Raw genomic sequence first — 3,423 nt, forward strand, 5'->3', positions numbered from 1 at the left:
TAATTCAAGGAGCATTTAGAATATTGAAATTAAGTAAATAACAAAAAAACACTAACCACAACAACGGCTATAATTCAGCGCTACTATAGAACTTCCCTGAAATTTCCTACATTTAAATAAAACTAAACCTGGCTTCTATGGCTGAATAGCCTTGGCTCGCTTTGCCAGCGCGAATTTCTAACACTAACCGTGTTAGATCCAACGCCTAGCTTCGCCCTTAGGCCGCGCCGAAATCATAGCCAAAGCCGTTAGCAAACAGTTCAATTGACGCAGACAAAAATCATTATCGGAATTGGAGTCTTAATCGGGCTCCTTCTTTTATTGAAAACCAAACCGCCCTTTTTGAGATTCATTTTGGTTGGACTCTCAGCATCTTTTGTACTCGGGTTCTTTGCTGAATTTCCAGTAGGAACTATTGCGTTTATCTCGTTCGGAATTGTCGCACTATTTTTCTCAGTTTGGTGCGGACTGAATGGAAAATGGATTGAATTTGTTATTGGATTTTTTACCTTCCTGTCCTTTATCTGGACCTTATTTGACTATCAATTCTGGAATTTTCTTCAATTTCTAATGATTGTCCCCTTGTCATGCTATATCTGGACTTTAACTAAATGGAGAAATTATAAAAATATAATCTCAGTCTTGACAATCCTTGCTAGTTATGAACTGTCTGAATTTTTAATCCTTATCGGAACATGGATAAAATAAACCGTTTGCTAACAACGGCTATAATCCAGCGCTGCTTTCTCAATAATTTGAAATTTCCTACATTTAAATAAAACAAGGAACTGGCTTAAATAGGGTAGAGGCCCGGGCTCGCTTTGCCAGCGCGAATTTCAAACGACAAAGCCGTTAGATCCTCCGCTAGCTTCGCCCCCAACACCGCGCCGAGATCATAGCCAAGACCGTTGTGTGCAAGTTAAAAATACTCTGAACTAAATGATAATAACAGAAACCTCAAAAAAACGGAATATAATACTGACCATTTTCCTTTCAATTATTTTCTTAACTGATTTAATTGCAACCAAAAGTTTCTTACTTGATAATAATCTGAAAGAATTAAATAAAACGGAATTAATATTCGGAATACTCGGAATTGTAGACCTGATTTTAATCGTGTTTTTGTTTTACTGGAAAAAATGGGCTTTTTGGGCATTAATCGGAACAAGTATAATCACATTAATAATTAATTTGAGTATAGGAATTGGAGCTATTTCTTTTGTTGGTTTACTTGGAATAATAATAATTTACCTGCTGTTGCAACTGAAAAAAGACGGAATTAAAGGTTGGGACAACTTGGAATAAAACCTGCACACAACACCGTGTATAATTAATTGCTTTGGTCGTTGCCTATTTGGAAAATTCCTACGGAATTTTCTCGCGTTCGTTTTTGTTTACTAAATTAGTTGCTTAAACACGCAACTAACCATACACAAAACCGTTGCCATTAATACTGACCCAACCTTGAAATTCCATCTTTTAAAAAAAAAATGTTCTCTAAATTGTCATATTTCTCGAACTATGGTAACTAAAGTAGTAAAGGGAAGTATTAAAAATGGAAAAACAAAAAAGCCTATTTCTATCCGAACTTGAGGAAAACCAAGATAAATTATATAGGCTTTGTTCAATATATTCTGACAATAATGAAGACTTAAAAGACCTATTTCAAGAGGTTTTAGTTCAAATCTGGAAGTCGATGAGTTCATTTAAAGGCAATTCATCTATTGGTACTTGGATGTTTAGGATAGCATTAAATGTTTGTCTTCGTTTCAAATCAAAATACACGAAAAACCAAAACCGATTTATCAGATTAGATAGTATAGCTATTATCAATATCAGTTCTGAAGTAGAAGATGAAAATAATGATGAAAAACTAATAGCGTTAAGAAAGTGCGTTAAAAAATTGAATGATGGAGAAAAAGCAATAGTCGCTTTGTACTTCGAGGGATTAGCGTACCGAGAAATTTCAGACATACTTGGGTTATCTGAAAATCACATAGCCGTAAAAATTAAGCGGATTAAATCAAAATTGTTTAACTGTATAAATGGAATATTATGATTGAAGATGAATTAATTAAAATCTGGCAATCATCCAGTAATCAAGAGCGTATAAAATTTGAGAAATCAAAATTAATGATAGAATTACAATCGAGTTTAAAACGTTTAGACAGATGGTGGAACTATATTGAACTTTCAGAAACGGTTTTAGCTGTATTTGGAGTTTTATTATCTACTTTTTTATTATTCAAGATTCCATTCATTCTGACAAAAATAGCATTGGCTTTAATGATTATTTGTGCAGTTTATTTAATAATAACATATAGAGGTGTCAAAAAGTTTCAGCCTAGTGACTTGGAAAATAATTATATCAATTACCTCAAAAAAAACAGGGAATATCTTCAAGCACTAAAGAAATTCCTTAAAACATACTTCTATTGGGGAATATTGCCGGTTTACCCAATAATGCTGTTATTCACAATCAGCGTTTGGGAAAAAGTTCCAGTACATTTGATTGTCCTTATTAATGTGGCTACAATCGGAATAGGTCTTTATGGGTATTTCTTAAATAAAAAAAGAGTAGAAAAAGAAATAGCCCCAAGAATATCTGGAATTGATGAATTAATAAATCAATTGGAACAATAGCATATGAAATCCAAATATAGACCCTCGAAAATTTCAACAAGCTTTTTAGAACAATTGTCAAAAATTTTGCGATTTTCAACTTCAAAAACAAGAAGAGAAACAATCAAACAAAAGAGAATTCAAATTAGGAATAAAAAGTACTAATGGCAACAATGTGTATAATTCATTGCTAGTTAGAGCTTACTTACGAAAGTCCTCGCGGACTTTCTATCTTTGATTTATTTGCTAGATTAGTGCTTAAACCACGCAACGAAATCATACACTAGACCGTTGTAAACAATTTATGGAGCAAATCAATATTTCGAAAGCATTCAAGTTAAGTTTGGTCAATTTGAGTCTTTTCATTGTCTCTTTTACCTCTGCTCTAGTATTAGAGGATTCGAGTAGATTTGGTCTCGCATATTTTCTTCTTGGGCTACCCCTAATAATCGCAGGTTTCTTGGCCTTAATAGGTTTATATAGATTGTATAAAGGACGTTACGAGGTGAAAAATTATAAATTCCTTGTATCTCTCTTTATTCATTTTCCTTTGGCTTTGTTATGGCTATACGCATGGATCGTAACATTTAAAGATTTATCTCACTTGTTTTAATAAACTGTTTACAACAACGGCTATAACTCATGGCTTATCGCTTGGCCGTTTTTTCCTATTTTTAAAGAAACAAAAAAACGTCTGGCGCTGGCCACGAAGTCATAGCCAAAGCCGTTAGCGGAAAGGCAAAAAAAACAGACAGAAACAAAATGGAATACCTAGTCAAAGACGAGAAGCTTAAATTAAAG

At 33.4% G+C, this 3,423-nt stretch carries 3 protein-coding genes; all 3 read left to right on the top strand.

Annotated elements, in window-relative coordinates; genetic code table 11:
* Positions 1-939 precede the first annotated feature (939 nt).
* The 3 genes from AB8P51_RS15175 (at position 940) to AB8P51_RS15185 (ending at position 2,643) form a co-directional block, all read left to right on the top strand.
* Positions 940-1,305 (top strand): hypothetical protein, encoded by a 366-nt coding sequence (locus tag AB8P51_RS15175; protein WP_369749724.1) that lies wholly within the window; start codon positions 940-942, stop codon positions 1,303-1,305.
* A 250-nt stretch (positions 1,306-1,555) separates the two neighbouring features.
* Positions 1,556-2,059 carry an RNA polymerase sigma factor gene (locus AB8P51_RS15180; protein ID WP_369749725.1) on the top strand — a complete coding sequence of 168 codons (504 nt, stop codon included), beginning with the start codon at positions 1,556-1,558 and terminating at the stop codon, positions 2,057-2,059.
* Positions 2,056-2,643, top strand: a complete 588-nt coding sequence (locus tag AB8P51_RS15185) for a hypothetical protein (RefSeq protein ID WP_369749726.1) — start codon at positions 2,056-2,058, stop codon at positions 2,641-2,643. Before AB8P51_RS15180 ends, AB8P51_RS15185 begins: the two co-directional genes overlap by 4 nt.
* Positions 2,644-3,423: the final 780 nt, after the last annotated feature.

The organism is Muriicola sp. SD30, from assembly GCF_041205185.1.
GTDB lineage: Bacteria > Bacteroidota > Bacteroidia > Flavobacteriales > Flavobacteriaceae > Muriicola.

What these genes read in the sequence shown, in the direction of transcription:
- AB8P51_RS15185 (WP_369749726.1), top strand. Translation starts at nt 2,056, where the DNA reads ATGATTGAAGATGAATTAATTAAAATCTGGCAATCATCCAGTAATCAA.
- AB8P51_RS15180 (WP_369749725.1), top strand. Translation starts at nt 1,556, where the DNA reads ATGGAAAAACAAAAAAGCCTATTTCTATCCGAACTTGAGGAAAACCAA.
- AB8P51_RS15175 (WP_369749724.1), top strand. Translation starts at nt 940, where the DNA reads ATGATAATAACAGAAACCTCAAAAAAACGGAATATAATACTGACCATT.